At 64.4% G+C, this 24,989-nt stretch carries 23 protein-coding genes and 2 pseudogenes; 14 read left to right on the forward strand and 11 right to left on the reverse strand.

Annotation, left to right across the window (positions count from 1 at the left end):
- Positions 1 to 178: 178 nt before the first annotated feature.
- Positions 179 to 2,029 (forward strand): sulfatase-like hydrolase/transferase, encoded by a 1,851-nt coding sequence (locus tag U5775_RS09870; protein WP_322058147.1) that lies wholly within the window; start codon positions 179 to 181, stop codon positions 2,027 to 2,029.
- Here U5775_RS09870 and U5775_RS39440 read toward each other — a convergent pair.
- Positions 2,024 to 2,155: a hypothetical protein gene (locus U5775_RS39440; protein ID WP_415913548.1), complete on the reverse strand. Its 132-nt coding sequence runs from the start codon at positions 2,153 to 2,155 to the stop codon at positions 2,024 to 2,026. The two genes, U5775_RS09870 and U5775_RS39440, sit on opposite strands and share 6 nt — an antisense overlap.
- Before the next feature lie 79 nt (positions 2,156 to 2,234).
- Between U5775_RS39440 and U5775_RS09880 the strand changes: the two genes are divergently transcribed.
- The 4 genes and pseudogenes from U5775_RS09880 to U5775_RS09895 all read left to right on the forward strand — a co-directional run bounded on the left by U5775_RS09880 (position 2,235) and on the right by U5775_RS09895 (position 7,038).
- A complete protein-coding gene (locus tag U5775_RS09880) occupies positions 2,235 to 5,051 on the forward strand; it encodes a LuxR C-terminal-related transcriptional regulator (RefSeq protein WP_322057956.1) in 2,817 nt (938 codons plus the stop codon).
- 174 nt (positions 5,052 to 5,225) lie between these two features.
- A pseudogene (locus tag U5775_RS09885) lies at positions 5,226 to 5,393 on the forward strand (MMPL family transporter); the annotation flags it as partial.
- Positions 5,394 to 5,574: 181 nt separating this feature from the next.
- Positions 5,575 to 5,775, forward strand: coding sequence for a hypothetical protein (locus U5775_RS09890; RefSeq protein WP_322057957.1), 201 nt, complete (start codon positions 5,575 to 5,577; stop codon positions 5,773 to 5,775).
- A 105-nt stretch (positions 5,776 to 5,880) separates the two neighbouring features.
- Positions 5,881 to 7,038 (forward strand): FAD-dependent monooxygenase, encoded by a 1,158-nt coding sequence (locus tag U5775_RS09895; RefSeq protein WP_322057958.1) that lies wholly within the window; start codon positions 5,881 to 5,883, stop codon positions 7,036 to 7,038.
- Between the two features lie 270 nt (positions 7,039 to 7,308).
- On the opposite strand, the gene U5775_RS09900 is transcribed toward U5775_RS09895, so the two are convergent.
- The 3 genes from U5775_RS09900 to U5775_RS09910 all read right to left on the reverse strand — a co-directional run bounded on the left by U5775_RS09900 (position 7,309) and on the right by U5775_RS09910 (position 10,212).
- Positions 7,309 to 8,586 carry an SUMF1/EgtB/PvdO family nonheme iron enzyme gene (locus U5775_RS09900; protein WP_322057959.1) on the reverse strand — a complete coding sequence of 426 codons (1,278 nt, stop codon included), beginning with the start codon at positions 8,584 to 8,586 and terminating at the stop codon, positions 7,309 to 7,311.
- Between the two features lie 204 nt (positions 8,587 to 8,790).
- The gene (locus tag U5775_RS09905; protein ID WP_322057960.1) at positions 8,791 to 9,540 is read right to left on the reverse strand and encodes a helix-turn-helix domain-containing protein; all 750 of its coding nucleotides are present in this window, start codon (positions 9,538 to 9,540) and stop codon (positions 8,791 to 8,793) included.
- Between the two features lie 201 nt (positions 9,541 to 9,741).
- On the reverse strand, positions 9,742 to 10,212 hold the full coding sequence (locus U5775_RS09910; RefSeq protein WP_322057961.1) for a universal stress protein: 471 nt from the start codon (positions 10,210 to 10,212) through the stop codon (positions 9,742 to 9,744).
- Positions 10,213 to 10,566: 354 nt separating this feature from the next.
- Between U5775_RS09910 and U5775_RS09915 the strand changes: the two genes are divergently transcribed.
- Positions 10,567 to 12,114 (forward strand): MFS transporter, encoded by a 1,548-nt coding sequence (locus tag U5775_RS09915; RefSeq protein WP_322058149.1) that lies wholly within the window; start codon positions 10,567 to 10,569, stop codon positions 12,112 to 12,114.
- A 176-nt stretch (positions 12,115 to 12,290) separates the two neighbouring features.
- Here U5775_RS09915 and U5775_RS09920 read toward each other — a convergent pair whose 3' ends face one another.
- Complete coding sequence (locus U5775_RS09920; protein ID WP_322057962.1) at positions 12,291 to 12,881, reverse strand: acyl-homoserine-lactone synthase; 591 nt, start codon at positions 12,879 to 12,881, stop codon at positions 12,291 to 12,293.
- 172 nt (positions 12,882 to 13,053) lie between these two features.
- On the opposite strand from U5775_RS09920, the gene U5775_RS09925 reads away from it, so the two are divergent.
- Positions 13,054 to 13,377, forward strand: a complete 324-nt coding sequence (locus U5775_RS09925; RefSeq protein WP_322057963.1) for a helix-turn-helix transcriptional regulator — start codon at positions 13,054 to 13,056, stop codon at positions 13,375 to 13,377.
- Here the strand turns inward: U5775_RS09925 and U5775_RS09930 are convergent.
- Both U5775_RS09930 and U5775_RS09935 read right to left on the reverse strand, forming a co-directional pair.
- Positions 13,361 to 14,065, reverse strand: coding sequence for a LuxR family transcriptional regulator (locus tag U5775_RS09930; protein ID WP_322058150.1), 705 nt, complete (start codon positions 14,063 to 14,065; stop codon positions 13,361 to 13,363). The two genes, U5775_RS09925 and U5775_RS09930, sit on opposite strands and share 17 nt — an antisense overlap.
- A 529-nt stretch (positions 14,066 to 14,594) precedes the next feature.
- The gene (locus U5775_RS09935) at positions 14,595 to 15,041 is read right to left on the reverse strand and encodes a DUF3005 domain-containing protein (protein WP_322057964.1); all 447 of its coding nucleotides are present in this window, start codon (positions 15,039 to 15,041) and stop codon (positions 14,595 to 14,597) included.
- A 307-nt stretch (positions 15,042 to 15,348) separates the two neighbouring features.
- Between U5775_RS09935 and U5775_RS09940 the strand changes: the two genes are divergently transcribed.
- Positions 15,349 to 15,582 carry a hypothetical protein gene (locus U5775_RS09940; protein ID WP_028222781.1) on the forward strand — a complete coding sequence of 78 codons (234 nt, stop codon included), beginning with the start codon at positions 15,349 to 15,351 and terminating at the stop codon, positions 15,580 to 15,582.
- A 179-nt stretch (positions 15,583 to 15,761) separates the two neighbouring features.
- Positions 15,762 to 16,685: a serine O-acetyltransferase EpsC gene (gene epsC, locus U5775_RS09945; protein ID WP_322057965.1), complete on the forward strand. Its 924-nt coding sequence runs from the start codon at positions 15,762 to 15,764 to the stop codon at positions 16,683 to 16,685.
- 190 nt (positions 16,686 to 16,875) lie between these two features.
- Here epsC and folE read toward each other — a convergent pair whose 3' ends face one another.
- The gene (gene folE, locus U5775_RS09950; protein ID WP_322057966.1) at positions 16,876 to 17,526 is read right to left on the reverse strand and encodes a GTP cyclohydrolase I FolE; all 651 of its coding nucleotides are present in this window, start codon (positions 17,524 to 17,526) and stop codon (positions 16,876 to 16,878) included.
- 130 nt (positions 17,527 to 17,656) lie between these two features.
- Positions 17,657 to 18,580 (reverse strand): LysR family transcriptional regulator, encoded by a 924-nt coding sequence (locus U5775_RS09955; protein ID WP_322057967.1) that lies wholly within the window; start codon positions 18,578 to 18,580, stop codon positions 17,657 to 17,659.
- 340 nt (positions 18,581 to 18,920) lie between these two features.
- Between U5775_RS09955 and U5775_RS09960 the strand changes: the two genes are divergently transcribed.
- The 5 genes from U5775_RS09960 (at position 18,921) to pcaC (ending at position 23,006) form a co-directional block, all read left to right on the forward strand.
- Complete coding sequence (locus tag U5775_RS09960) at positions 18,921 to 19,622, forward strand: 3-oxoacid CoA-transferase subunit A (RefSeq protein WP_322057968.1); 702 nt, start codon at positions 18,921 to 18,923, stop codon at positions 19,620 to 19,622.
- Between the two features lie 13 nt (positions 19,623 to 19,635).
- Entirely contained in the window at positions 19,636 to 20,295 is a 660-nt protein-coding gene (locus U5775_RS09965; RefSeq protein WP_322057969.1) for a 3-oxoacid CoA-transferase subunit B, read from the forward strand.
- A gap of 116 nt (positions 20,296 to 20,411) precedes the next feature.
- Positions 20,412 to 21,809 (forward strand): 3-carboxy-cis,cis-muconate cycloisomerase, encoded by a 1,398-nt coding sequence (locus U5775_RS09970; RefSeq protein WP_322057970.1) that lies wholly within the window; start codon positions 20,412 to 20,414, stop codon positions 21,807 to 21,809.
- A 4-nt stretch (positions 21,810 to 21,813) separates the two neighbouring features.
- A complete protein-coding gene (gene pcaD / locus U5775_RS09975; protein WP_322057971.1) occupies positions 21,814 to 22,605 on the forward strand; it encodes a 3-oxoadipate enol-lactonase in 792 nt (263 codons plus the stop codon).
- A complete protein-coding gene (gene pcaC, locus U5775_RS09980; RefSeq protein ID WP_322057972.1) occupies positions 22,602 to 23,006 on the forward strand; it encodes a 4-carboxymuconolactone decarboxylase in 405 nt (134 codons plus the stop codon). The genes pcaD and pcaC overlap by 4 nt, the downstream gene beginning before the upstream one ends.
- Before the next feature lie 45 nt (positions 23,007 to 23,051).
- Here the strand turns inward: pcaC and U5775_RS09985 are convergent, their stop codons facing one another.
- On the reverse strand, positions 23,052 to 23,300 hold the full coding sequence (locus U5775_RS09985; RefSeq protein WP_322057973.1) for a hypothetical protein: 249 nt from the start codon (positions 23,298 to 23,300) through the stop codon (positions 23,052 to 23,054).
- 248 nt (positions 23,301 to 23,548) lie between these two features.
- A pseudogene (locus tag U5775_RS09990) lies at positions 23,549 to 24,890 on the reverse strand (aspartate aminotransferase family protein).
- Positions 24,891 to 24,989 lie beyond the last annotated feature (99 nt).

Genomic DNA, 24,989 nt, shown 5'->3' on the forward strand with positions numbered 1-24,989 from the left:
GCAGCGGCCAGGACGAAGATTCTGGGCGGCAACGCGCTGCGCTTTTTCGGCTTGCCACAGACGCAAACTGCGTGCGCGGCCTGAGAGCCCGGCACCCGCCGCTACAGGGTCTGTCGTGGTGCGCGGGCAGCGGCAAATCCGTGATACGAAAATCGAATCATTGTTGGAGACCGGAAGTATGCAAAATGAAGACCTTGACCATGGCAATGAAGAAAACACGGTGAATCAACCCTCGCGACGTAATTTCCTTAAAGTGGCGAGCGCTGCCGTGGTGTCGACAGGGATCGGCGCTGCAGCCATCGGGCAGAGCGCTGCCCGCATAGCGTCGGCGACGCCGGTCGGGGAGGCGCCCAAAATTGCGCCGCCTACACCGCCCGCAGGCTACAACATCCTGTTCATATTGACCGATCAGGAACGCTATTTCGACAAGTGGCCCTTCCCGGTACCTGGTCGCGAAATGCTCAAGCGCCGGGGCATTACGTTCTCGAATCACCAGATCGCTTCGTCCATCTGTTCGGCGTCGCGCTCGACGATATACACCGGCTTGCATACCCAGCACACGGGTGTTTTCGATAACGCTGGCGCGCCGTGGCAGCCGGATATGTCCACCGACGTTCGCACGATTGGACACATGTTTCACGACGCCGGTTATCACGCGGCATATTTGGGCAAGTGGCATCTGAGCAGGACCATGGATGAAACCCATGACCCCTATAGTGCGCCGGTGGGTGAGTACAATCACACCATGAAGGAATATGGTTTCGATGACTACTTCGGTGTCGGTGACCTGGTCGGTTGGATACGAGGCGGTTACAACTACGACGGTATCACCTCGGAAGCCGCTGTCAGCTGGATGCGCACTCGCGCTCAAGACTTCAAACGCGAGAATAAGCACTGGTTCCTCGCGGTCAATCTGGTCAATCCGCACGATGCGATGTTTGTGGACACCGACCCGCCTGATGTGAATCTGCAACGCAGCCATGCACCCGTGCTCGGCAATCGGCGGCCGCCCGACGACCGCTTTTACCAGACGAGCTGGGCCAACGTGCCTCTGCCGCCGTCGCGCCGTCAACCGCTCGATGCTGCGGGCCGGCCCGCAGCACACGCCATGTACGGCACCGCCCACAGCAATCTGGTCGGCGCGTTTCCGTTCACCGACGATCGAGTGCGCATCTATCAAGATTATTATTTCAATTGCATCCGCGACTGCGATACGCATGTCGAGCGCATGCTGAAGGCGCTGCACGAACTCAACCTGGATGAAAATACCATCGTGGTCATGACATCGGACCACGGCGAATATGGTGGCTATCACCAGATGGTCGATAAGGGCGGTAGCGCATATCGTCAGCAGAACCATGTGCCGCTCGTCATTAGTCATCCGGCTTATCCAGGGGGCCGGGAATGCCGCGCTCTGACCTCGCACATCGACCTTGCGCCGACCTTGCTGGGACTGACGGGTATGGATCCGGAAGCCGTCTCCAAAGTGGCGGGCAGCGCCGCCAAAGGTCGCAATTTTTCCCATCTGTTGCGAAATCCGGAACTTGCTGAAACGCATGCAATCCGTCCCGCGGCACTCTTCAATTACTCGATGCTTGTTTACTACGACAGCGACTGGATGCTGGCCGAGTTACGGGCCATGCGGGAAAAAGGCGTGCCGCCAGATCAGATTCACAAAAAGATGGAGGCCATGCAACCTCGCCTCGATTTCCGTGGCGCCATTCGCAGTGTGTTTGATGGGCGCTACCGCTTCAGCCGGTATTTTGCACTCACTCATTTCAATCAGCCGACCACGCTTGACGAGTTGTTCGCCCAGAACGACGTTGAACTCTATGATCTAGAGCGCGATCCGGAAGAAATGCAAAATCTCGCGCTCGATCCCAAGGCTAACGGCGAGCGCTTGATGACAATGAATGCAATGCTCAATCAGCGTCTCGACGAGGAGGTCGGTGCGGACAACATCGACTGCATGCCGATACACGACGGTCGAGTACGATTGTATTTTGGCAAGAACTCGAGTAGTTCATAGGTCTTCCCATGAAACCCGGCAGAGGAGACGGGCGCGGCGGCTGCACTCGCCGCCGGGCGCGAACTTCATGCCGTGATACATGCAGCGTAGCGCGTCGCCCTCCTTGTGTCCGAACGACAGCACCACCTGGCGATGGGGGCTAACCCTGGACGCGGGATAGCCCCGATAGCGCGCCGGGCCGCCGCCACGCGACCATGGAAAGACGATGCGATTGTTTTGCCATCCGGCGCGGCGGCTCGACGAGAGTCGCGTCGAAGCCGGCCACCCGATGCCTCCCTATGCTGGTTCGCGTTTCCTCAACGACATGGCGGCCGATAACCTGAGTCCCGGCCAACGCTGGACCAAGCTCTTTCCGCCGAGTGTCGCCGGCCAGTTGCTCGCACGCGATCACCTCGCCGGCAAGCTGACCGATATCGGCAACAAGCGGCTCACGCTCGTCTGCGCGCCGGCGGGATACGGCAAGACCAGCGTGCTCGTGAGCGCGTTCAACCGGCTTCGTGCGCTCGGCAGCGAACCCGGATGGATCAGCCTCGATCACGACGACAACGATCCGGCGCGCTTCGTCTCGCACTGGTGCGCAGCGGCGAGGCTCGCGGAACCGGGCGCGCTTGCCCGCGTGCCGATGCAGATGCTGATGGCCGGGTTCATCGACCGTCTCGGCGAGCTCACGCAACCGTCGTTCATCTTTCTCGACGACTATCACCTCGTCTCCGATCCTTCGATTGCGGCGCTCGTGAACGCGGTCTTGCAGGCGCCGCTCGACCGGCTGCATATGGTGATCGCGACACGCGACGCGAACCATCTCAAGCTCGGCCGATTGCGCCTGAACGATCAGCTTCAGACCATCACGGCGACGGAGCTGGGCTTGTCGGCCCACGAGACGCAGGCGCTCTTCTCGCGAGTGGCGCGCATTGACGTAGCGCCGGCGCAGATCGAGCGCATCCGCGAGAAGACGGAGGGCTGGGCCGCGGGCGTGCAGTTGCTGGCGATCGCGATGCGCGACCGGCCCGACGCGGCGCATTTCGTCGAAAGCTTCTCGGGCGAGCATGCGAGCGTCGCGGACTTTCTCGCCGAGGAGGTGTTTCGTCTGCAGCCGGGCGAGGTGCAGGCGTTTCTGCTCGCGACCTCGGTGCTGTCGCGTTTCGACACCGCACTGGCGGAGGCCGTGAGCGGGCTGTCCAACGCGCGCGAGATGCTGACGCGGCTCGAGCACGCGAACCTGTTCATCTTTTGCCTCGACGACGAGCGAAGCTGGTATCGCTATCACCATCTGTTCACGGACTTCCTCAGGCGCAAGCTGCGCGAGGAGCACCCCGGGCTGCTGCCGGTGCTGCACGCGCGAGCGAGCGAGTGGTTCGCGGCGCACGGCCATGCAGTCGAGTCGATCGAGCATGCGTTCGGCGCCGGACAGATGCTGCGCGCCGCGCAACTGCTCGATCAGCACAGCCAGCGTCTCATCTCGGGCGGCCGCTCGGCGGAGTTGATGTCGTTCGCGTCACGCCTGCCCGACAGCCTGCTCGACCAGATGCCGGGCGCGGTGCTCGACGAAGCGTGGCAACTGATCGCCTGCTGGCGGTTCAGCGAGGCGCGCATCCTGCTGGACCGCGTGGCGAAGCTCATCGCAGAGCGCTCAGCCGCCGCCACCACCGATGCGCAGCATCGCGACGCGGCCTTTTTGCGCAGCAAGCTGTCGCATCGCGAACTCGTGCTGGCCGTCACGCGTGACGACCTGCCGCTCACGCTGCGGCTCGCCGAGGACTGGCTGGCCGCGGATTCGATCCACGAGCCCGTCATGCGGGCGACGGCCAGCTCGATCGCGAACCAGGCGCGGCGCGAGTTCTATCGCTGGGATGGCATCGCCGCTGCATCGAAGGCGCTGGGCGAGCAATACGTGCAGGGCGGCGGCTATTTCTCGTCGGTCTATCACGATTGCGTGTGCGGGGCCGCGTTCTTCGCGCGCGGCGAGTTCGCGGCCGCCGAGCAGCATTATCGGCGCTCGCACCAGACCGCCGTCGAACTGCACGGCGAGCGCTCGGCACTCAGTGCGTTTCCCGCGGCCATGCTGGCCGAACTGCACTACGAACGCAACGAGCAGGCCGAGGCTGCACAACTGCTGCGCGCGCATGGGATGTCGGCGGACTTCGGGCTCGTCGACAAGCTCGTGGCGGGCTTCGTCACGCGCGCGCGTCTCGCCTGCCTGCGCGGGCAGACCGACGAAGCGGAGCGTGCGCTCGACGACGCCTCGTATTTCGCTACGGAGTACGAATTTACGCGGCTGCAGGTTCACGTCCTCGGCGAGCGCGTGAGGATGCGCGTCGCGGAGGGCGACGCGAAGGCGGCTGGCCGCTTGCTGCTGGAGTCGCGCACCCCGTCGCTGCCTGCGTTGAAGATGCAGCCGGGAGAAGGCGTCACGAGCACCGACGAACTGTTCGCGACGGCGCATGCGCGTGCGTGGATCGCGAATGGCCGCGTGGGCGATGCCGTCGCGCTGCTGAGGCCGTGGCTCGCGTGGTGCCGCAGCCGTCACTGCATACGCTCCGCTATCCGTCTTTCGATGCTGCTGGCGGGCGGCTATCTGCGCGACGGCAACCGGCTCGCAGCCCAGCGCACGCTCGTGCAAGCCCTGAAGCTGGGCGAAAGCGGACCGTTCGTTCGCGCCTATCTCGACGAGGGAGGCGAAGTCGTGCAGGCGCTCTCCGAGCTCGGCGCCGTGGCGGTGGCACAGCATCCGTTCGACTGGCGGCATCTGCAAGCCGTGCTGGCGGCGCACGGCGACACCGGCCGGGCGGGACTGGCCGCGCCGCCCGCGAGCGCCGGAGCCGTTCGCGAGCAGATATCCGAACGCGAGTTGCAGATCATCCGGCTTGCGGCGCAAGGACTGCCCAACGGCGAGATCGCGGGCTCGATGTGTCTCGCCGAAAGTACCGTCAAGTGGTACTGGCAGCGCATCTTCGACAAGCTCGATGTCAGGCGGCGCGTGGATGCCGTCAAGCAGGCGCGCCAGCTGCACTGGATTCGCTGATTTCGCCGGGCCGCGCCAGGCGGCCTGCATTCGCTTTCTTCTCCTGCTGGGTTCTTCCCCCTCCTTCCTGTCACACGCGTACGCCTGGCGGCATCGGGTTAGCACGCATCGCCGCCAACCTATTTGGCTGGTGACGCCCGATTTGCGGTTCGCAACAATCCACGTACTCGACGCGCGCCCCGGCCGGTGATGGTGCTTGCAGTGGGCATCGGCGTGGACTACGCGTTCTTTATCTACAACCGCTTGCAGGGCCATCTCGCGGCCGGAGAGTCGACGGCGAAGGCGCTGGAGCACGCGATTCTCGAAGTCGGCATGGCGATGGTCTTCACGGCCGTGACGCTCGACCGTCTGTTTCCTCGCCGAAAACCCGCGCGCGGGGTGTGCTGAGCCACTGGTGCGAAGATCGCGCGCAATCTCTACACCATTTTTCCCGGTGCGAACAACACGCTCTATGTGGAGTGCGAACAAGGCCGCGTGTTGCGTTCGATGGATGCCGGCCGGCACTGGGACACTCAGGAGTTCGGTGACGGCGCTCGTCGTTCGCGAGGACCGGAGCGCGGTCGCCGCTGGGCTGGACGGCATCTCGATGTCGAGCCGAGACGGCGGCGCCACCTTCACCGGCGCGCAGCGGCCGGACCGGACTGCGTTCACGGCCGTGGTCCAGGGCAAGGGAAAGCAGGTGGTGACGTTCACGGCGAACGGTCCGCAAATGCAGCGTGAGTGAGATACGCGGGCCATTAACCGGCGAAAAGTAGTTCGCTTGTTCTGTGCGCGGCGGATATGCAGGTATGCGCGCGCTTTACCATCATTCCATTTAAAGAGGTGATTCATGTCTAACCCCAGAAAAGTCCTTGTGATCGGTGCCGGCATTGGCGGACTCGCTGCCGGTGCGCTGCTGGCGCAAAAGGGCATTGAAGTCGATATCGTCGAGATCCGTCCTGACTCCAATGTGCTCGGCATCGGCATCAATCAGCCCGCCAACTCGCTGCGGGTACTCGAGCGCATCGGCGTGCTGGACGAAATCTGCGACGCGGGCTTTCAGTATGCCGAATGGCGTTACAACGATCAGGATGGCAAACTGATTGCAAGCTGCCCATCGAACATGGGCGACGACGGGATTCCCGCCAACAACGCCCTCGCGCGCAAGGATCTGCATTCGATCCTGATCGGCGCCGCGACGCGTGCCGGCGTGAACATTCGATACGGCCTCACGATCGACACATTCGACAGTCTTCCCGATCGGGTTGAGGTCACGTTGACCGATGGCGTTCGCGCTTCATACGACCTCGTCGTCGCGTTTGACGGCGTTAACTCCGCGATACGCAGGCAGTTGTTCGGAACGGCGTACGAGCCGGTGTATACCGGCTATTCGGTCTGGCGCGTGCTGGCGCCGAGACCCAGGGACATCACCTGCATCAACCTGTTCCAGTCGATCGGTGCCAAGGCCGGAGTGATTCCGCTCAGCGAGGACTGGATGTACCTGCTCAACGTGACGCCCGAGCCGGAGGTGCGCTATCGGCAGGAAGATTTCGTCGAGATGTTGCGAGAGCGTCTCCAGACCTTTGGCGGACTGGTTGGCGAAATTCGCGACCAGCATCTCAAGGCCGATTCGAACGTCGTCTACAGTCCGCTTAAGGAGTGCATGCTGCCCGAGCCCTGGTTCAAGGGGCGTGTCGTCGTTTGCGGTGACGCGGCGCACGCATGTTCGCCGCATCTGACCCAGGGTGCGGCTATGGCGCTCGAGGATGCAATGGTCCTCGCCGAGGAACTCGTCGCCGACCGCAGCCGGTCTGTGGAACATACGCTCGGCGTGTTCATGCGGCGCCGCTATCCGCGCGCGCGCTTCGTGCAGGACGCCTCGCACCAGATTCTCGCCGACGAGATGGCCGTCACGGCCGACAACCTGGCCGCGGCCCGCATGAAGATGGTGGCCGATCTACCTCGCCACATGGCCGCCGCCGACGCGTTCCTGAATCAACCCGCGTAGGCCGAACGCTGCTTGAACGATTCTTGCCGGCGTTCTTCGCAGTCGCGGCTTTCCCGTCGAGCAGCCGCAGAGGCCATGCGTTGTCCGTTGCATGCGCGCGCTATCCCGATGTTGCCTTTGCTATGAGCAACGCTTGAACGGAGAGCCGGATGTGCTGAGAGGTGCAAGTCCGGTTCGGGGAGGAGAGGCCGGGGGATAGCCCGACTACGCCCGGTCTCTTACTCCACTTTCGACGTGGCAAGGCTGGCTTTACGTGGCGTTCGTGATCGGTCAGTTGCGTACGCAACGAAATCCCGCATACACATACTGATAATGCGGCTGAAACCAGTTACGGAACGTCGGGCGCACCATGCAGTCGGCGGTGCGAGCGGAACCGCCTTTCATCGAATAATGCTGGCCATCGAAGAAGTTCGCCGAATAGCCTTCGTAGAAAGGAAACGGCTCGAATCCAGGCAACGGGCCGAACACCGTCGACGTCCATTCCCAGCCATTGCCGTATAGGCCCTCCACGCCCCAGGTGCTAGCGCTGTCCGGCGTCGCGTCCACGGCCACGGGGTTCCAGTTCCGGAAGTCGAAGTTGTCGGTGGCGCCCGGCAATGCGCCGTGTGCCGCGCGCTGCCATTCGGCCTCGGTCGGCAGCCGTGCGCCGCGCCAGCGCGCGAAGGCGCTGGCTTCCGCATGGCTCACATAGACAGGCCACGCGAGCGGCAGCGGAATGTCTTCGAACATCGTGCGCAGGCGCCAGCCGCTGCCGTCGCGTACCCAGAAGACCGGATGCTCGATGCCTTCCGCCTCCTTCCACGCCCAATCGGCGTCGCCCCAGAGATCCTTGCGCCGATAGCCGTCATCGGCCATGAAATCGAGCCAGGCGCCGTTGGTCACCATGTAGCGGTCGATCTCGAACGCCTCCACGTCCACCTGCTGCTCGCCGAATTCGTTGTCCCAGCCGAAGACGCCGCGCTCGTGCGTCATGCCGAGCTCGGTACGGCCGGCCGGCACGCTGACCATCGACGGCGTGGCCATGTAAAGGTGATCGGCAATTTCGCGTGCCTCGGCGGGGGCGAGCTTCTGTGCAAACGGCAGTTGATGGAGCATGTAGGCGAGCGTCTCGACGTGCATCAGACGATGCTCGATCGCCACGTTGAGCAGCTGCGCCGCGGTGTCGTGCTGCGAAGCGCCGGGCGGCAGGTCGAGCGCGGCGAGCTGCGCGTCGATGCGCGTGCGGGCGTCGCGAGCATAGTCGCGCACTTCGTCTGGGCGCGGCCAATCGGCGGGCGTATCGGTGGGCAGCGCACCGTCGACGGGGTCGATGCCAAAGGCGAATAGCTGGTCGAGGCGCGGATCGGCGGACGGCAGGTCGAACAGACGCTTGTCGAGGAGATTGCGGTCGAACGCCTCGAGATGGCCGACGTAGAACACGATGCGGTGACGCTCGCGGATCGGGCGCTCGTAGAGGAATTCGGGCTTGACGATCGCGAAAAGCGCGTCGCTGGCGGCACGGGCGCGGGCGAGACGTGCGGCGAGCGTGGGCGAGGACGGGAGCTGCATTGCGGCGAGTCTCCTGACTTGAGCGGTGAACAAGACTTTACCGCTGCGCAGGAGTCATGCCAACGTGTTGCGAATGACAGCGCGCCGCCGTTCAGGACCGAACGGCGGCGCGATTGAGGGGAAATCATGGACGAAACGAACGGAGGGAGCGATGGGAGCGCAAGCGCGGCGCTCCGTGAGCAGGCGCGGCGCCCGGGCATTCGCTTAAAGGTGCCGCAGGCCTTCGATGTCCATGATGCGGATGAGCTTGCCCTGCGTGTCGATCAGACCACGCTTTTGAAATCTTGACAGGGTGCGGCTTACGGTTTCGAGCGTCATGCCGAGATAGCTGCCCATATCTTCGCGCGTCATGCGCAGGTTGAACTCCGCGTGCGAGTAGCCGCGCTGGCCGTTGCGCTCGGAAACGTCGAGCAGGAAGGCGGCCACGCGCTCGTCGGCGGACAGCGAGCCCAGCACCATCATCTGCGACGACTCGCGGATGAGCTGGTCGCTCATGAGCCGGTGCAGGCGGTCTTGCATGGCGCCGGTTTCGCGGCACAGGTGCTTGAGCGCCGAGTAGGGGATGATGCACACCGAGCTGTCTTCGAGCGCCACGGCGCTGCAGGTGTGCAAGTCGGTGCTGATGCCGTCGATGCCGAGCGGGTCGCCGGCGAGGCGCAGCCCCGTGACCTGCTCGCGGCCGTCGCGGTGCGCCATGACGGTTTTCAGCGAGCCGGAGCGCACGGCGTAGAGCGTGTCGAACGGGTCGCCGGTGCGATACAGCGCCTCGCCGCGGCGCACGCTGCGCGCGTTGCAGATGAGCGCTTCGAGCTTCGGTAAATCGTCGAGCCCAAGCCCCTGGGGCATGCATAGATGCCGCATTGCGCAACTCGAGCAGCGCGCGGTGGTGCGCGGGCTCGTCGTGGTATTACGGCTGGTACGACGCACGGTGGATACGACAGTAGGGGTCAGCATTGGCTTGCTCCTGTAATCGACTTTAGGAGCATTGTCACACCGCGTTTAAATCTTAAAATGGCGGCAAAACGCCGCGCATTTGAGATGAACCCGCTTGAGCCTTGTCAGAAGCCGGTTTCGCGGCAAGTGATCGGGCTCAAGTGGGTTCAAAAAGACGTGAATTAAAGCGTTATCTAATAATTGTCGATTATTCGACGTTCGTTATTCCGTGTCCGTTGCCGATGGGTTTGCAGCAGAAGGAATCAACAGAACCGGCAGAGCCGATTGGCGCACGCAGCGCTCGGCCACGCTGCCGAGAATCAGGCGCTGGAAACCACGTCGGCCATGGGTGCCCATCACGATCAGGTCGGCGCCGCTCGCCTTGGCCGCATTGAGCACGAGCGCGGGCACGTCGTCGAGCGAGGACGCTTCCGCCGTCAGCATCGTGCCTTGCACGCCGCGCTCCTGCAGCGTCTTGTTCATCTGCTCGGCGAGCTCGTTGCCCTGGGCGATCATCTGGTTGCGCAGGATGGACGGATCGTAGCCCGGGGCGTCGAAATACATCGGCGTGTTCTCGATCACGTAGAACGGCTGGAGCGTCGAACCCATCGCCTTCGCCAGTTCGAGCGCGGCGTCGAATGCGCGGCGCGACGTTTCGCTGCCATCGACCGCGACCAGGATGCGTTTATACATGGAGCCTCCGCTTGAAGGGGGCCGCGTGGCTTCGGGTTAATTGTCCTTGGCCTTGTGCGGCATTTTTCGAATTCAGAAAAGCTTAAAGGATAATTCGTAAAATTGCAGTGCCGCGGTATGAAAAATGGAAATCACAAGAAGGAAGATCAAACTTTTTGTGTCGGATAGCGATGCCGGTCTCCTTTTGTCCCCCGCCTTTGCTGCCCGTGGCTCGGGGCATTCCGGTCATCCGTGCGGTTGCGCAGCGCTCGCCGGCCCGCTATCTTTGCGTCTCTTGCGCACGTGCGCGCCGCAGCATTCCGATCCGTGACTTCCGCCCATACCCCCTTGCCGTTTCGCGACGCGCTGCTGGCCATGCTCGGCATCGGCCTCGTCAATATGCTGGTCGCGCTCGATCAGACCGTGGTCAGCACCGCATTGCCGTCGATCGTCGCCGAACTGCACGGCTTCCAGTATTACGCGTGGATCGCGAGCGCCTATCTGCTGGCGTCGGTCGTGACCGTGCCCGTGTTCGGGCGTCTGGGCGACTACTTCGGGCGCAAGCGCTTCGTGATCGCGGCGGTGATCGTGTTCACCGTCGCCTCGGTGCTGTGCGGACTCGCCACCGACATGCGCTTCCTCGCGGTGGCGCGCGCGCTGCAAGGCGTGGGCGGCGGGATGATGGTGGGCACCGCGTTCGCTTCGATTCCCGATCTCTTTCCCGATCCGCGCGCGCGGGTGCGCTGGCAGGTGGTGATGGCGGCGGCCTACGGCATCGGCACGGCAGCGGGGCCCTCGCTGGGCGGTTGGCTCTCCGAGCATTTCGGCTGGCGCTCGACCTTCATGGTGAATCTGCCGGTCGGGGCGTTGGCACTTTATTTCATCTGGGCGCATCTGCCGACCTTGCGTCATGCGCGTACCGGTGAAGTGCGCATCGACTGGACCGGCGCGGCGCTGGTCGCGCTCGTGCTGGGCGCGTTCCAGACCGTCATCGAGGCGGTGCCGAAGGACGGCGCGACGCCCGGCAATCTCGCCTTGATCGCTGTCGTGGCAGTGGGCGCCGCGGCCTTGCTGGCTTGCGAGCGGCGCGCGACGCATCCGATCATTCCGCTCGATCTCTTTCGCGATCCGCAACTGGTCACGCTGTTTACCCTCTCGACGCTCTCCGGCTTCGTGATGTTCTCGCTGATCTTTTTCGCGCCGCTACTGTTGCAGGGCGGCTTCGGCCTCTCGCCTCAGGAGGCCGGTCTGCTGGCGACACCGATCGCCGCGTGTATCGCGCTGGGCAGTCTCGTCAATACGCGCATCGTGATTCATCTGAAGCGGCCGACGGCCATCCTGACGGTGGGTTTTGGCCTGCTCGTGTGCGCTTCGGTGGGGCTCGCGTTCGCGACGCGCACGACGCCGCATCTGTGGCTGGAGCTGGCGATGGCGGCGGTGGGCATCGGGCTGGGCTTCATTCTCAACAATCTCAATGTGTTCGGGCAGGAGATTGCCGGGCGCGAGCGTTTCGGCATTACGACGGCGCTGCTGCAATCCACGCGCATGGTGGGCGGGATGCTCGGCACGAGCATCGTGGGGACGATCGTCAATCATCGCTATGCCGGGGGCGTCGGCGACGCGCTCGCGGTGCTCGGGGCGCCGGGCGCGGCGCGCTGGCAGCCGCAGCTTGCGGACCCGCGCGTGCTGATCGATCCGGCGCTGCGCGGCGCGCTGACGGCGCAAATGAAGGCGGCGGGACTCGACGGCGCTGCGCTCATCGAGGCGGTGCGGCACGTGCTCGTGGACGCCATTCATCTGGGCATCGGCCTGACCGGCTTCGCTGCGCTCGTGGCGGCGTTGTGCGTGCGCCGCATCGCGCACATTCGTTTCAGCAGCCGCGCCGCGGCGACGCCTGCGCCCGCACCGGTTCAGGCGGAGTGACGGCGTTGCCTGTCAGGATCCGGGACTCGCGTGCGCGGCTCGCCCGCTGCGGTGGTTTCGGCCACCTTCGGCGCAATTCGTCAGACAAAATGCTTGCTCGTCTGACTGGAGCGCCGCGTGCCGTGGCGCAAGGTGCCGGATCGATAGAGAGAGTGGCGGGGTGTGCGCGGCGGCCTTCAGGCGGCGACGGCCATCGGCCCGAACAGGGCGTTGCGAGTCTGCTCGCCCACGACGATCTCCAGCGCGACGGCGTTCTCCACGCCGATGCGCACCGGCGCGCCGAGCCGCGAAACGTCGATGCCGGTACGGCGCAGCAGGCGCTCGATGGGCGTCGTGGTCACGGTCACGTAGCGCGAAATGCCCATGCGGTCGGCAAACGAGACCAGCGAATGGATCGCGTGCATGGTGACGTCGGCGAAGCCGAATGCGTGGTCGTTGCCCGACTCGATGGCAAAACGGCTGAGTTCCCAGATATGACGGCCGGCCGGGGCGGCCTCGCCGTGCAGCAGCTGCGGGAAGGTATCGCGCAGCATGTTCGGGCCTTCGGTCGGCATCAGGCGCCAGCAGCCGCGCACCGTTCCACCGTTATCCTGGATCAGCATGTAATGGGGTCCGAGCGCGTCGTACCCATCGATTTCCATCCCCGCGATGGTCGGAATATCCCAGCCCATGCGGTCGCGAAAAACCCGTGCGCGTAAGCGGTACATCTCGTTGATGTCTTCGTTGTCGAACTCCTGACGCAGTCCAATCCGAATCGCAGCTTGCATGACAACTCTCCCGTAAGTACGTGTGGAGGGGCAGCGGTATGGATCGAAAGCTATGCGTTATGAATATAAAAAAACACCTATCAAGATAGGTAGGTGCGCAGGGAGGGTCACTTCTGGAGAATGGCTGGGCGGCAGTCACTCACTAGGCATATCTGACACAGCGAGGGTCAAAATGGAACTTCTGGACAATCATCAATGGCAGGCGGGCACGAATTCCTCTCACAGCAGCGGAGGGGACCTGTCGTCGGTAATCGACCGCGTCCTGATCATCGCGTATCGGAAGAAGAAGAAAGAAAGCCAGCGCCGCTTCTGGGCGCGGTTCGGCGTGACGCAGTCGCGCGGCAGCCGGTTCGAGTCGGGCGCGGAGATTCCGCCGCCGGTGTCGATCCTGCTCGGTCTGTATTTCAACAAGACGATTTCGGATGGCGATCTGGGCCGTGCCGAACGTGTGCTTCGGCGCGCGGAAACGCCCATGATGCTTAGCCCGGGTCAATAAGGCCCATCTGGGTGGCAATCACGGCTGCCGCACGCCGTGAGTTCACGCCGAACTTCCCGCGAATGTTCTTCATGTGGAAGTTCACGACGGCTTCGGAGCAATTCAGGATGTGCGAAATTTCCCAAGTGGACTTGCCCAGTGCAGTCCACTTGAGGCATTCCTTTTCGCGCGGCGTGAGCTTGGGAATCAGCGATTGTGCATGATCGTTCAGGTGCCGCTGGCTCGTGTCGAGCACGAGATCGCGCAGCAAGACGAGATTCGGCAGCGCACGGTCCACGTCCTGCCAGAACGAGTCCGATGGATTGGCGTCGTTGACGAAGCACAGCATGCCCGCCTCCTGGCGCGGGCCGTGGATAGGCAGCGTAATGCCGGCGCGCAATCCGTGCGAGCGGGCTTCTTCATACATCGTTTGCTGCTGCTCGGTGGCAAACAGCTCAGGTGACCAGATCAGCGGGGCCGCGCGCATGGTGCAATGCGCGACGACCGGGTCGAAATACGCCATGCCGTGGTCGTTATAAGCCTGCCGCCAGACGGAAGAATAGTTCGTCCGAATGAACGCGTCCTCGAGCCGCATGCCCGGGCGCGGCAGGATGGCCAGCATGACCTGGCCGAAACCCCATGAGGCGGCGAGCCGAGACACCGCGTCGAACCACGCCGAATCTTCGGGCGCTTCGAGCACGGATGACATCTGCTCAATGTAATGTAGAGGCACGTCAACACTCTCCATCGGCGGTGGGCCAGACCGCAGGCGGCGCCTGGGGCAGGCTGCCGCCTTGCTTCTTGTGATGTAACAATTTATCACTAAATTCCGCATTGATCGTCTTTTTCTCCCCGCCGGAAAGGTTTTGCGCCAGGGATTTCCTCGCTTCTTGGCGGTAAGCCGTGTACTTATTCTGCAAATGCAGAACAAAAGTGCAGATTGGGTTGGCAGGCAGTGCCTATGCGAGCCGCGTGGGGAATGGCGATTGGCATTTATTGCTTATTCCGTTAATCGCTTAATCAGAATCGGTAATAAATCCGGATAATTCGTATCGCGCTAATTTGAAAGATTGTTAATGCAGCCGAATGCCGTTTGTGCATTCGGCTGCCGGCTTGTTGCCCGCTTGTTGCCGCTTATCGCCGTTATTCAAGCGAAGAGGCGCAGTGCACGGTCGCAGCCGGGCGTGCCTGACGAGGCGCGCCCGCCAGGCATTCGAGTGCATGCGCCGCGTGGGTGGCTACTTGCGATGCAGCTCGACGACGCGCGTCGGCCGCAGGTGGTTCATCGCGTAGTGAATGCGCCCCGGGCTGCGGCGCTGGCCAGGCTCGCGCGGGTCGGCGAACTGCCAGTCGTCGTTGGGTAGCTCCGGGGCGGCCATGCCCAGATCCACGGCCTCGAAGCCAGTCTCGGGCGCGAACGGCATGCGATGCGCGAGGCCACGGCTGTCGAAGCCGGCGAGACCGTCCGGCGGCACGGGCACGCTGTTGTCGAGTGACGCGTTGCTGGTGGTGACTTCGTCGGGGCCGATCAGGCCTTCGCCCGCAAGGCGCGCGGCTTCGCGGTTCTTGCCGTCGGTGTCGACCGTGCTGTCGTGCGTGCGGTCGTTGTGCAACTCGGCGCTGCGCGGACGCAGCTCCTTGCCCTGCATCGCGGTGGGGCGGTTGCTGCGGTCGGAGTCGTTCATGGTGTGTCCTCCGTGGGAGAGCCAATGAAGAACCGGATGCACCAAACTTCACGATGAAACGTTCCACAACGCCCGGTGCGAACCCTGAATCCGGTGGAATTGCAAGCCTGTGCGCCAGGAGAACGCCTCCAGCATTCCAGGATTTTTTTCGTTGGATCGCCGTATTTACTGGGAGTATGATCCTCTTTCAACGAGTTGGCGCGCTTAAGAATGAACGGCATGAAGTCAAAGCCGGGCTGTGGCTTTGCCGCACGATCCTGCACGCGCCCACGAAAACGGACAAGGCAGTCAGGGGCGGATGAGACACATGCACTTCGACGCTGCATTCACGCATCGCGGTTATTTGCTCAATTGCGCACCGGCGCGCGCCGGCGACGGCACTTATCAGCCTTATGTGGTGATTTCGCGCTCGAGCGACGGCGAACTCGTTGCCAATCGCTTTTTCCCGGCCGATCTGCGCTTTTCCGACGAAGCCGCCGCCATTGCCCATGCGCGCGACTGGGCGGTGCGCTGGATCGACGCGAGCAGCGTCACGCTCTGAGGCTGTGCATGGAGGACCCGCCGCCTCCCGATGCGGCGCGCCGCTGGCGGGTGCCACGGCTGACGGTGCCTGTGCGGACTAAAGTGCATTAAAGGACCGGTCGGCGGATTATCGCGAAAAGCGGTAATCTCTGGGGTCGATACACTCCTTGGCGGTGCCTGCCGCCGCGCCGTTTCATCATGTCAAATGCCGCTTTCCCCAACTGGGGCCTTGAACAGATCGTTGCCGATCTGCGCGCGTCGCGCGAAGAACTCCACCGCACGCGCCATCCGCTCGGCATCCGCGAACTACCCTCGCGCGATGGTGTGATCAACATCGTCGCCGGGCTGCGTGCGGCACTGTTCCCCACGCATTATGGCGCCCCCGACCTGACCGACGAAAGCGTCGACTATTACGTCGGCCATACCCTCGAAAGCACGCTACGCCTCCTCGCCGAGCAGATTCGCCGCGCGTTGCGCTTCCTGCCCGAGAACGCCGAAGCCGGCGACGACGTGCTGCGCGCACGAGCCTTCGAAATCGCCCGCGAATTCGGTCATCAACTACCCGGCATTCGGGCCCTGCTCGTGAGCGACATTCAGGCCGCGTTCACGGGCGACCCGGCCGCGCAGCACATCACCGAAATCCTGCTCTGCTATCCGGGCGTCTGGGCCATGACGCATCATCGGCTCGCGCATGCACTGCACCGGCTCGGCGTGCCGCTGCTCGCGCGCTTCATCAACGAGATCGCGCACTCGGCAACGGGCATCGACATTCACCCGGGCGCGCAGATCGGTCCGAGCTTCTTCATCGATCACGGCACCGGCGTCGTGATCGGCGAGACGGCGATCATCGGCGAGCGCGTGCGCGTGTACCAGGCGGTGACGCTGGGGGCGAAGAGCTTCGCGGCCGACCTCGACGGCACGCTCGTGAAGGGCAATGCGCGCCATCCGATCGTCGAGGACGACGTGGTGATCTACGCCGGCGCGACCATCCTGGGCCGGGTGACGATCGGGCGCGGGTCGGTGATCGGCGGCAATGTGTGGCTCACGCACAGCGTGCCGCCGGGCAGCAGCGTGCGCCAGGGCAAGATCCGCGAAATCGGCAGCGGGAACGAGGCGCCTTGAAGCGTTTTTAAGGGGCTTGGGCGGTCTTCGGTGGCTATGAATGAATGGGTTCTGCCACGCGCGGCTCTCGAGCGGCGCAGTGTCCCGGCAGCCCGCACGCGCGCCGATCCACGTCTGCCTGATGCGTGACGTCGCGCGCGAGCATGACGTTCGATTGCGACCCGGCGCGGGCCGCAATCGAAGCCGCGCCTCAGGTGTTGGGCACGCTCATCACACCCGGATTGCCGACGATGGAAAGGAATTCGCGGCGCGTGGACGGGTCGCTGCGGAACGTCCCGAGCATGCGCGACGTGACCATCGTGACGCCCGCCTTGTGCACGCCGCGCGTCGACATGCATTGATGTGCCGCTTCGAGAATCACGCCGACACCCTTGGGCTGAAGCACCTCGTTGAGCGTGTCGGCGATCTGCGCGGTCATCTTCTCCTGGATCTGCAGCCGCTTGGCGAACGCATCGACGAGCCGCGCGAGCTTCGAAATGCCCACCACGCGATGCTCGGGCAGATACGCCACGTGCGCGCGGCCGATGATCGGCACCATGTGATGCTCGCAGTAGCTCTCGAAGCGGATGTCCTTCAGCACGATCATCTCGTCGTAGCCATCCACTTCCGAGAACGTGCGTGACAGGATCTCGCGCGGGTCGTGGTTGTAGCCCGCGAAGAATTCTTCATAGGCGCGCACGACGCGCGCGGGCGTATCGATCAGGCCTTCGCGCGCGGGGTCGTCGCCGGCCCAGCGCAGCAGCACGCGCACCGCATCTTCGGCCTGCTCGCGCGATGGCCGGCCTGCGCCCGTCTTCGATTCTTTCTTGATGGTTTTTTCTGCGTTCTTTTCGTCGCTCATGCATCGGCTCCTGTCATGTGGGCCGCGCCGTTGCGACGCGTCCCACGAGGGTGCATTGTTCCATGATTCGCGCGCGCCCGTGCAAGGTGCCGCGCGTTAGCGGCTCGTGCCGTGGCGTTCGTGGCCTCGTTCATTTCGGCCATTCGTCCATCGCATCGTTGAAGAGCTCGGCTACCACGCTGCGCAGCCATTCGCCGCGCGGCGCATTGTGGTACTTGCGGTGCCAGTGCTGCTTGAGGTCGAAGCGGGGCAAGGGCAGCGGCGGCTCCACCAGCGCGATCGAGGCGTGTTCCGATACATAGGCGAAGCCGATTGCATGCGGCACGGTCGCAATCAGGTCGCTGCGCGTGAGGATGAACGGCAGGCTCATGAAGTGAGGCGTCTCCAGCACGGCGCGCCGGTGCAGGCGCTTCTTCTCCAGAAAGCGTTCGAGGACTTCCTGGCTGCGGCCTTCGGCGCGCACGACGGCATGCCCGAGTGCAAGAAACTGCTCGAGCGTCATGGACTTGCCGGCGAGCGGATGGTTGCTGCGCATCAGGCAGATGAAGCGGTGCGTGAACAGGCGCTGCTGGAAGAAGTTATTGCCGCCGAGGTCGGGAAAGTAGCCGACCGCCAGGTCGACATCGCCCGATTCGAGCCCGCGCTCCACCTGGTTGTGCGGCAGCGAGACCGAGCGCAGATTCGCGTTGGGCGCGCGTTCGGCGAACACCTGGAGGAGGCGCGGCAGAAAGACGATTTCGCCCACGTCCGAAAGCGCGATCGAGAACGTATGCGTGCTGGTGGCCGGATCGAAGTCCTGGGCTTCGAGCATGCCTTTTTCGATACGAATGAGCGCGTCGCGCGCGGCGGGAATCAGGCCGAGTGCGCGCGGCGTGGGTTCCATGCCGCGCGAAGTGCGCACGAACAGCGGGTCGCCGAAGAACTCGCGCAGCTTGCCGAGCGCCGTGCTCACGCGCGGCTGGCTCACGCCCAGCCGTTCGGCCGCGCGGCTCACGTTGCGCGTTTCCTCCATCGCGACGAGGTAAGGAATCAGATTCAGGTCGAGCTCTTGCATGGGACGGATGCACGCTGGCGGCGAAAGAGAACTATATCGAACCGGGATAAACAGTAGTGCAGGAATTCGAATGCACGATATGGGGGGATTTGCCCACTGCATCCCTCAGGCCTGCACTGCGGGCATTTCAGTGCATTGTGCGAAGACAATGCACGCAATTTCCTCCGACGAATCGGCGTGCAGTGGACTGCAGCCTCAGGAAGTCCCGCCTTGACAAGTGCGCATTTCGGCTCCGATAATGCGCTGGACGTTCGCTAAACGAATCGGTGTTCGTATATAGAACTTTTCGCGATCGGGTGACGTGGACTTTCCGCGATGCGCATCGCTTTCAGGAACAGGCATGATCAACAAGATTTTCGATTCGCTTCAAGCCGCCGTCGCCGACGTGCACGACGGCGCCACGGTGATGATCGGCGGCTTCGGCACGGCCGGCATGCCGGCGGAACTGATCGACGCGCTGATCGCGCAGGGTGCGCGCGAGCTCACGATCGTGAACAACAACGCAGGCAACGGCGACACCGGTCTCGCTGCGCTGCTCAAGGCCAAACGGGTGCGCAAGATCATCTGCTCGTTCCCGCGCCAGACCGACTCGTATGTGTTCGACGCGCTGTACCGCGCCGGCGAAATCGAGCTCGAGCTCGTGCCGCAGGGCAATCTGGCCGAGCGCATCCGCGCGGCGGGCGCCGGCATCGGCGGCTTCTTCACGCCCACGGGCTACGCCACCAAGCTCGCCGAGGGCAAGGAAACGCGCCTGATCGACGGCCGCCACTACGTGCTGGAGTCGCCGCTGCACGCCGACTTCGCGCTCATCAAGGCCCACAAGGGCGATCGCTGGGGCAACCTGGTCTATCGCAAGACCGCGCGCAACTTCGGTCCGATCATGGCGAGCGCGGCGAAGGTCGCCATCGCGCAGGTGTCGGAAGTCGTCGAACTCGGCGCGCTCGATCCGGAAAACATCGTGACGCCGGGCATCTTCGTGCAACGCGTCGTGGAAGTGGCGCAGGCGGCCCATCAACCGCTGCAAGCTGGCCAGGCCGCCTGAGAGGAGTCAGATAATGAAACGGTTGAATCGCGACGAAATGGCTCAACGCGTGGCTCAGGACATTCCTGAGGGTGCTTATGTGAACCTCGGTATTGGCGTGCCGACGCTGGTGGCCAACCACCTCGACCCGAGCAAGGAAATCTTCCTGCACAGCGAGAACGGCCTGCTCGGCATGGGCCCCGCGCCCGCGCCTGGTGAGGAAGACGACGAGCTCATCAACGCAGGCAAGCAGCACGTTACGCTGCTCACGGGCGGCGCATTCTTCCATCACGCGGATTCGTTCGCGATGATGCGCGGCGGCCATCTCGACTACTGCGTGCTCGGCGCGTTCCAGGTGTCGGTGAAGGGCGATCTCGCGAACTGGCACACCGGCGCGCCCGACGCGATTCCGGCCGTGGGCGGCGCGATGGATCTTGCGCTCGGCGCGAAGCAGGTGTTCGTGATGATGGAACTGCTCACGAAGCAGGGCGAAAGCAAGCTCGTGAGCGAATGCTCGTATCCGGTCACGGGCGTGGGCTGTGTGGGCCGCATCTATACGGACCTCGCCGCGTTCGACGTCACGCCCGAAGGGCTCGCGGTGCGCGAGATCTATTCGGACATCGACTTCGACGCGCTGCAAAAGCTCGCGGGCGTGCCGCTGATCGACGCGACGCAGAATCGCCGCGCGGCTTAAACTGCTGCAACGCGCTTTTCGCCAGAACACCCGCGTGGCGCGGTGTCCGGTTGCATAGCGGCCGGGCGCCGCGCCATCTGTGTTTGCGCGCCTCCCCACCCGACTCATTCCGACCCATGATTGAACGCCTGACGAGCCTGATCTGCGGCACCGAGCCGATGAACGCCGTGTGGTCTCCCAACGCCACGTTGCAGCGCATGCTCGACGTGGAGGCAGCGCTGGCGCGCGCGTCTGCGGCGCATGGCGTGATTCCGCAGAGCGCGGTCGCGGCCATCGTGGCGACCTGCGAGGCGGACCGGCTCGACGCCGAGGCGCTCGCGCGCGACGCCGCGTTGGGCGGCAATCTGGCGATCCCGCTCGTGAAGCAACTGACCGCGCGCGTGAAGGCCGCCGACCCCGAAGCCGCGAAATACGTGCATTGGGGCGCGACGAGCCAGGACATCATCGATACAGCGACGGTGCTGCAATTGCGCGACGCGCTCGCGCTGATCGAAAGCGGTATCGACGCCACCTGCGCGAAGCTTGCCGACCTCGCGCGCACGCATCGCGCGACGCCCGCAGTCGGGCGCACCTGGCTTCAGCAAGCGTTGCCGATCACGCTCGGCCTGAAGTTCGCGCAATGGCTCGACGCGATGCTGCGTCATCGCGAACGCCTGGCGGCGTTGCGCGAGCGCGTGCTCGTGCTGCAATTCGGCGGCGCGGCGGGCACGCTCGCGAGCCTGCGCGAGGCGGCGCCGCAAGTGAGCGCCGAACTCGCGAAGGAACTGGGGCTTGCCGTGCCCGCGCTGCCCTGGCATACGCAGCGCGACCGCATTGCCGAGGCCGCGTCTTTCTTCGGCATGCTGATCGGCACGCTCGGCAAGATCGCGCGCGATATCTCGTTGCAGATGCAAACCGAAATCGGCGAACTGGGCGAGCCCGCGGCGGCAGGCAAGGGCGGTTCGTCGACGATGCCGCACAAGCGCAATCCGGTCGGTTGTGCAGCAGTCCTGACTGCTGCGACGCGCGCACCGGGCCTCGTCGCCACGGTTTTCGCGGGCATGGTGCAGGAGCACGAGCGCGCGCTCGGCGGCTGGCAGGCCGAATGGGATGCGCTGCCGGAGCTCGCGCGTCTCGCGGGCGGCGCGCTCGCGCAGATCGAGCAGATCGCCGGCGGTCTCGAAGTGCGGCCCGAGCGTCTCGCGGCCAATCTGAACGTCACGCATGGCCTGATTCTCGGCGAGGCCGTGATGCTCGCGCTCGGCGATGCCATCGGCCGGCTCGACGCCCATCATCTCGTTGAGCACGCATCGAAAACGGCGGTGCAAACGGGGTGCACGCTTTACGACGTGCTCGCCGCCGATCCCGCCGTCACCCAACATCTGGACGAGGCGCGCCTGAAGGCGCTGCTCGATCCCGCCAATTACGTGGGCCAGGCGCATGCCTTTGTCGACGCGGTGCTTGCGTCGCATGCATCGCACGCGTTGCATACGCAGCGCGCCGCCCATTCTTCATCGCAGACTCATCAGGAGTAACCGCATGCCTCATGCAGCCGTCAACGACACGCAGCTGTTCTACCGCATCGACGGTGCGCAGAACGCCACGGCGCCGTGGCTCGTCCTGTCGAATTCGCTCGGCAGCGACGTGTCGATGTGGACGCCCCAGCTCGCCGCATTCTCGAAGCATTTCCGCGTGCTGCGCTACGACACGCGCGGCCACGGCCATTCGGCGGCGCCGGCGGGCCCGTACACCATCGAGCAACTGACCGGCGACGTGATCGGTCTCATGGATCATCTCGGCATCGAACGCGCGCATTTCGCGGGCGTCTCGATGGGCGGTCTCACGGGCGTGGGCCTCGGCGCGCGCTACGGCAGTCGCATCGGCCGCCTCGCGCTGTGCAACACCGCCGCGAAGATCGGCACGCCCGAAGTGTGGGTGCCGCGCGCAGCGAAGGCCCGCACCGAAGGCATGCTCGCGCTCGCCGACGCGGTGCTGCCGCGCTGGTACACGGCCGAATTCATGGCGAAGAATCCGCTCGTGATCGACCAGGCGCGCGACGTGTTCGTGCACACCGACAAGGACGGCTATGCTTCGAACTGCGAAGCAATCAATGCCGCCGACCTGCGTGGCGAGGCCGCGTCGATCAAGGCGCCCACGCTCGTGATCTCGGGCACCCACGATCTGGCCGCCACGCCCGCGCAGGGCCGCGAACTCGCGGAGTCGGTGCCGGGCGCGCGCTACGTCGAGCTCAACGCCTCGCACATTTCGAACGTCGAGCTCGCGGACGAGTTCAACCAGACCGTGCTGGGCTTCCTGCTGGAGTCGAAATGAACGAAGACGAACGCTACGAAGCGGGCCTGAAAGTGCGTCGCGCGGTGCTCGGCGACGCGCACGTCGACCGTTCGATCGCGAACCGCACCGAGTTGACCGAAGAGTTTCAGACGCTCATTTCGCGCTATGCGTGGGGCGAGATCTGGACGCGCGAGGGCTTGCCACGCCACACGCGCAGCCTGCTCACGATCGCGATGATGGTGGCGCTCAATCGCAGCGAGGAGCTTGCGCTCCATCTGCGCGCCGCGAAGAACAACGGCGTGACGCGCGACGAAATCAAGGAAGTCTTGCTGCAGACGGCCATCTATTGCGGCGTGCCCGCAGCCAATTCGGCGTTCCATCTCGCCGACCGCATCTTCCGCGAGGAAGACACGGCTTCCTCCGGCAACGCGCAGGGCTGATCCGGTCCTGCGCAACGGGGCGCGCTGCGCCCCGTTGCAACCTGCTCACTCTTCGGCATTGAGTTCGGCCACGTAGCGCCGCAGGATGGCGAGCACGGCGGCGTCTTCGGCGCGGCTCGCTTCGTCGCTGGCCGAGCCCGCATCGTCCTCTTCGCCGAGCAGCGCGGCTGGCGCCGCGATAGTGTCGACTTCGCGGCCATCGCGGAACACACGGATTTCATGCGTCGCCGCGAGATATTCCGCTACCCAGTGGACGCCCTCGATATGCGCGCCCATACGGATCGGTGTCTTCATGGCCTTTCCTCCCGCCGCCGCGTGCGAGCGGCATCGCAGTGTCCATAAGCAAACGATACGCCGATGCCGCGCGCCGTGCGCGTGAAAAGCCAACTGAAAGATACGGACGAAAAAAATCGGCCCGCGCACGATGTGCTGCGGGCCGCAGGGCTGCTTCGGAGTCTTGAGACCTGTCGCGCCGCGCTAACTGCGCGGGGCCACGAGAAGCGGGCCGCGTGTGCTATTGCACTGTCGTCAGCGCGTCTTCGTCATTGCACCTTCGCCAGCACGTCGCGCACCGTGCCGAAGAGACGCTCGATCTCTTCCTCGGTGACGATGAGCGGCGGCGAGAACGCGAGAATGTCGCCGGTGAAGCGGATCAGCACGCCCGCCTCGAAGCACTTGACGAACACTTCATAAGCGCGCGCGCCCGGTGCGCCGTCGCGCGATTCAAGCTCGATACCCGCGACGAGACCGAGATTGCGCACGTCCTTCACATGCTTCGCATCGCGCAGCGCGTGGGCCGCGGCCTCGAACTTCGGCGCGAGGCTTTGCGCGCGCTCGAACAGCCCTTCGCGGCGATACAGGTCCTGCGTCGCGATCAGCGCCGCAGCGGCAATCGGATGCGCCGAATACGTATAGCCGTGGAACAGCTCGATCGCGCCCGCCGCGCCGCCGTTGACCACCGTGTCGTGGATCGCGCGGCTCACGGCCACGCCGCCCATCGGCACGGCCGCGTTGTTGATCGCCTTCGCCATCGTGATGATGTCGGGCGTCACGCCGAAATATTCGCTCGCCGTGGCCTTGCCGAGGCGGCCGAAGCCCGTGATCACCTCGTCGAAGATCAGCACGATGCCGTGCTTCGTGCAGATTTCGCGCAGGCGTTGCAGATAGCCTTGCGGCGGGACCAGCACGCCGGTCGAGCCCGCCACCGGCTCGACAATGACGGCCGCGATGGTCGAGGCGTCGTGCAGCGCGACGATGCGCTCGAGGTCGTCGGCGAGATGCGCGCCCCAGGCCGGCTGGCCCTTCGAAAACGCGTTGTGCTCGAGGCTATGCGTATGCGGAAGATGATCGACGGCGGGCAGCAACTGGCCCGAGTACGCCTTGCGGTTCGGGCCGATGCCGCCCACCGAAATACCGCCGAAGCCCACGCCGTGATAGCCGCGCTCGCGGCCGATGAACTTGGTGCGTTGGCCTTCGCCGCGCGAACGCTGGTAGGCGAGCGCGATCTTGAGCGCCGTGTCGACGGATTCCGAACCCGAGTTCGTGAAGAAGATGCGGTCGAGCCCTGCGGGCATGATGTCGGCGATCCTGCGCGCCGCCTCGAACGCGAGCGGGTGGCCCATCTGGAAGGTGGGCGCGAAATCGAGCGTGCCGGCCTGCTGCGCGATGGCGGCGACGATCTCGTCGCGCGCATGGCCCGCGTTCACGCACCAGAGCCCCGCGCTGCCGTCGAGCACCTCGCGGCCGTCGGTCGTGCGGTAGTACATGCCCTTGGCCGATTCGATGAGGCGCGGCGCGGCCTTGAACTGACGGTTGGCCGTGAACGGCATCCAGAACGACGACAGATCGTCGATGACGGGGCGCGAAGTCATGGGTTTCCTCCAGTGTCGACCGGCTTGGCTTCAGCGTTGGCGCCGGTTCCGTGCAACAGGGTTGCGGTTGTGGGTTGATTCCACAGACTGTAGCCTCCGGGCTTGGACGGCG

The sequence above is a fragment of the Paraburkholderia sp. J63 genome, assembly GCF_905220245.1.
GTDB lineage: Bacteria > Pseudomonadota > Gammaproteobacteria > Burkholderiales > Burkholderiaceae > Paraburkholderia.

Bases quoted from the DNA above. Each gene is read 5' to 3' on its own strand.
- U5775_RS09915 (WP_322058149.1), top strand. From the start codon at position 10,567: ATGCTCGGCATCGGCCTCGTCAATATGCTGGTCGCGCTCGATCAGACC.
- U5775_RS09905 (WP_322057960.1), bottom strand. From the start codon at position 9,540: ATGCTGACCCCTACTGTCGTATCCACCGTGCGTCGTACCAGCCGTAAT.
- U5775_RS09970 (WP_322057970.1), top strand. From the start codon at position 20,412: ATGATTGAACGCCTGACGAGCCTGATCTGCGGCACCGAGCCGATGAAC.
- U5775_RS09965 (WP_322057969.1), top strand. From the start codon at position 19,636: ATGAAACGGTTGAATCGCGACGAAATGGCTCAACGCGTGGCTCAGGAC.
- pcaD (WP_322057971.1), top strand. From the start codon at position 21,814: ATGCCTCATGCAGCCGTCAACGACACGCAGCTGTTCTACCGCATCGAC.
- U5775_RS09940 (WP_028222781.1), top strand. From the start codon at position 15,349: ATGCACTTCGACGCTGCATTCACGCATCGCGGTTATTTGCTCAATTGC.
- pcaC (WP_322057972.1), top strand. From the start codon at position 22,602: ATGAACGAAGACGAACGCTACGAAGCGGGCCTGAAAGTGCGTCGCGCG.
- U5775_RS09880 (WP_322057956.1), top strand. From the start codon at position 2,235: ATGCGATTGTTTTGCCATCCGGCGCGGCGGCTCGACGAGAGTCGCGTC.
- U5775_RS09955 (WP_322057967.1), bottom strand. From the start codon at position 18,580: ATGCAAGAGCTCGACCTGAATCTGATTCCTTACCTCGTCGCGATGGAG.
- folE (WP_322057966.1), bottom strand. From the start codon at position 17,526: ATGAGCGACGAAAAGAACGCAGAAAAAACCATCAAGAAAGAATCGAAG.
- U5775_RS09870 (WP_322058147.1), top strand. From the start codon at position 179: ATGCAAAATGAAGACCTTGACCATGGCAATGAAGAAAACACGGTGAAT.
- U5775_RS09925 (WP_322057963.1), top strand. From the start codon at position 13,054: ATGGAACTTCTGGACAATCATCAATGGCAGGCGGGCACGAATTCCTCT.
- epsC (WP_322057965.1), top strand. From the start codon at position 15,762: ATGTCAAATGCCGCTTTCCCCAACTGGGGCCTTGAACAGATCGTTGCC.
- U5775_RS09920 (WP_322057962.1), bottom strand. From the start codon at position 12,881: ATGCAAGCTGCGATTCGGATTGGACTGCGTCAGGAGTTCGACAACGAA.
- U5775_RS09930 (WP_322058150.1), bottom strand. From the start codon at position 14,065: ATGTCATCCGTGCTCGAAGCGCCCGAAGATTCGGCGTGGTTCGACGCG.
- U5775_RS09895 (WP_322057958.1), top strand. From the start codon at position 5,881: ATGTCTAACCCCAGAAAAGTCCTTGTGATCGGTGCCGGCATTGGCGGA.
- U5775_RS09960 (WP_322057968.1), top strand. From the start codon at position 18,921: ATGATCAACAAGATTTTCGATTCGCTTCAAGCCGCCGTCGCCGACGTG.
- U5775_RS09910 (WP_322057961.1), bottom strand. From the start codon at position 10,212: ATGTATAAACGCATCCTGGTCGCGGTCGATGGCAGCGAAACGTCGCGC.
- U5775_RS09900 (WP_322057959.1), bottom strand. From the start codon at position 8,586: ATGCAGCTCCCGTCCTCGCCCACGCTCGCCGCACGTCTCGCCCGCGCC.
- U5775_RS09935 (WP_322057964.1), bottom strand. From the start codon at position 15,041: ATGAACGACTCCGACCGCAGCAACCGCCCCACCGCGATGCAGGGCAAG.
- U5775_RS09985 (WP_322057973.1), bottom strand. From the start codon at position 23,300: ATGAAGACACCGATCCGTATGGGCGCGCATATCGAGGGCGTCCACTGG.